Genomic DNA, 2940 nt, shown 5'->3' with positions numbered 1-2940 from the left:
TCGACGGCCGTCGCCGCAACGACGCGCACCAGCCGCTCGGTGGCCGCGAGCCGGTCACGGGCCGAGACGAGCAGCCGCTCCTCGAGCTCGATGAGGCCGCGCGCGTGGAGGGCCGCATAGAAGCGGCGGCTGACGTCGGCGCCAAGGCGTGCGGCCCCCGCGCGCGCCCGGGCCTCCGCCGCCCGGGAGGCCGCGCGAGCGGCGCGCAGGTCGTTCAGGTTGGCGAAGCCGTCGAACAGGTAGAGCCTGAGGAAGACCCCCTGCGTGCTCGAGCTGCTGGTGAAGTCGATGGGATCGGGGAGGGTGCGCGGCTGGCCGAAGTCGTCCTGCCCCGTAGCAATGCGAGACGAGGAGCCGGAAAGGCGGAGATCGGTGGTGAGGCTGGGCAGCAGCGCGCCCCACCCTACCCGCTCCTCCGCGGCCAGCACGTCCAGGTCGTTCAGCACCTTGCGGTAGGCGGGGTTCCGCGCCCGCGCAAGGCGCAGGGCATCCTCGAGCGTGAGGCGGGCGGGGACGGCTGCGGCTTCGTCGTGGGTCTCCTGGGCGGCTGCCGGCGAACCGGCTGCGAGCAGGAAGACCGCAGCAAGCAGCAAGACCAGAAGCCGCCCCATGGCTAGTTGGGCCGGCCGCCGGCGGCGGCAACGTCGGCTACCAGGCGGACACGAGCGTCGTGGACCAGCGTGTAATGCCCGTCGGTCAGCACGATCTCTCCTGGCTCGACCTTCTCCGTCTCCGGGTCGGGCACGATCTCGACCAGCGACTCGTTCTCGAGGCCGGTGGTGACGTAGCGCCACTTGGCCAGCCCGCCGCGCGCGTCGCCCTCGTAGACAAAGAGCATGGTGCGGCGGTCGCGCTCGAGGATCGCCGCGCGCGGCACCAGGATGCGGCCCGGGAAGCGGCGCGCGTCCAGCGAGACGCGGGCGTACATGCCCGGCAGGATCCGGCCGCCCGGGTTGGGCACCACGACCGTGACCCTGGCCGTGCGCGTCTCGCGCTCTACCAGCGGGTTGATGGTCTCGATGCGGCCGGCAAACGTCTGGTCGGCGAAGGCGGCAAAGGAGACGCGGGCCCTGCGGCCGGGCGCCAGGTAGCCGACCTCGCCCTCGAGCACCTGGACCTCGACCTTGATGGGGTCGAGGTCCACCACCGTGAGCAGCTCGTCGCCCGGGCGAACCCACTGGCCGGGAACAATGCGGATGCTGGCGACCCGGCCGGCAAAGGGCGCGGCCACGCGCGTGCGCGCCAGGTCCAGCTCCGCCCTGCGCAGGCGGACCTCGGCCGCATCCAGCCCACTCTTGGCCCGGGCCACGCTCTCGCGCTCCGCGCGCACCGCCGAGTCGGGCAGCATCTCGTCGAACAGGACCAGCTCGCCGTAGCGCGCCCGCGCCTCGCGCAGACCTGCCTGCGCCTCGGCCACGGACAGCTCGTACTCCGCCGACTCCAGAACGAGCAGCCGCGCGCCCGCGGCTACGGCGTCGTTCTCCCTGACCGGGAGCTGCGCCACCCGCCCGGCGACCTGGGCCAGGACCACGGTCTGGCGCGAGGCGGCGGCCTGGCCGGAGGCGGCCACGGAGATGACCAGTGTGTCGCGCACCACCCGCGCGCCCTCCACCGGAATGGCAATGTCCGTGGCGAACGCGGACGTGGCCGAAACTTCGGGCCGGTCACCGCTGGCGCTGGCGCTGCCCTCACTCCCCTCTGCACCGGACTCGCCCGCGCCCTTGATGCGCACGTAGATGCCCGAGCCGAGCAGCAGGACGATGAGCGCGGCCACGGCCACGTGTAGCGTGCCACGTGATGGTCTGGGCGGAAAGCGAAGCCACATAGCATCCAGGGGTCAGGGTGGACAAGCGAGCGAAAGCGGTCGGGGGCGCGCCGGCCGCGCGCGGCGGCCACGGGGCGGCGCGCGGCGCACGCCCAAAGCTAGGCGCGCGCTTGGTGCCACGCCATGGCCCGCGGGGACACAGGCGCGTGCCCGATCCCCAAAAGACCTGAGAGACAACCCGCGGCGTGACCGGCACCGCACGGGCAGCAGGCAGGCACCCAGGCCATCGGGGGCACCCCCGGCGAATGCCTCCCTCTACCTATATAGATGCCGCTCGCGGCCAAAACCTTACAAACCCAGGGATTCGACGCGGAGAGTGCTGGCTGCCAGAGGTGCCGTTTTTCGCGTGCGCCCGGGTAGAAAGCCCTGTACCGCCCGGCGGTAGCCGGAGCAGCGACTTCGACGGCCCGGTCAGCAACTCCGCTACCTGGGGACAGGCACGCTGCGCGCTCCCCCCTCAAGAGACGCCCGCGGCGATGGAGTGTGCGCGGGCCGCCGGTTACCGGAGGCGTTCCGCTGACGGCAGGACATCGAACAGGCGGTCCCGAACGGCTGCCTCTTGCGTGCTCAGGTTGGTGATGCGCAGCCGCAGCCGGTAGCGTCCGGGCCGGAACTCGGCGGCTACGCGCCGGACTTCCTGCAGCAGGTTGTCCGGACCGGATGTCGCCACCCCCTCGAAGCGCAGCTGGATGCGTTCTTTCCCGCCCAGCAGCGAGCGCAGGCGGGCGAGCAGACTGCGCCCTGCTGCCGGTTTCACTTCGATCTCTGTGCGGTAAGGCACGCCGGGCGGGAGGTTGTAGATCTCGTAGAAGAGGCGGAACACGCCAGGGGCTCGGAACTGCCCCGGCGGCACGATGGATAGGGATACACCGCCCCGTCGCCACGCCCCCTCGCGGTCGGCCTCGGCCAACACCAGGTCGCTCAGCATCAGCCGGTCGCCGGAATAGTCCGGCACTCTGAGCGGGCCGCCATAAAGCTGGCCCATCGGCGGGGGACCCGACCCTTCGACCACCACACGGTGCAGCGCGGACTCCGCAGGTGAGACCTCGAGCGTCAGGTGCGCACGCAGGTACTCCCCAGGCTGGAGGGGGGCGGCAGCCTGGAAGACCTGCACC

3 protein-coding genes are annotated in these 2940 nt (G+C 71.9%); all 3 read right to left on the bottom strand.

Going from position 1 to position 2940, the window contains the following annotated elements; genetic code table 11:
• The coding region (locus HY703_05475; GenBank protein MBI4544620.1) for a TolC family protein at window positions 1-611 on the bottom strand (611 nt) is incomplete at its 3' end.
• Window positions 612-613: 2 nt separating this feature from the next.
• A complete protein-coding gene (locus tag HY703_05470) occupies window positions 614-1774 on the bottom strand; it encodes an efflux RND transporter periplasmic adaptor subunit (protein ID MBI4544619.1) in 1161 nt (386 codons plus the stop codon).
• A 550-nt stretch (window positions 1775-2324) separates the two neighbouring features.
• On the bottom strand, window positions 2325-2940 hold a 616-nt coding region (locus HY703_05465), incomplete at its 5' end, for a hypothetical protein (protein MBI4544618.1).

It is taken from the genome of Gemmatimonadota bacterium, assembly GCA_016209965.1.
GTDB lineage: Bacteria > Gemmatimonadota > Gemmatimonadetes > Longimicrobiales > RSA9 > JACQVE01.
This window is presented reverse-complemented; position numbering and strand designations above follow the sequence as displayed.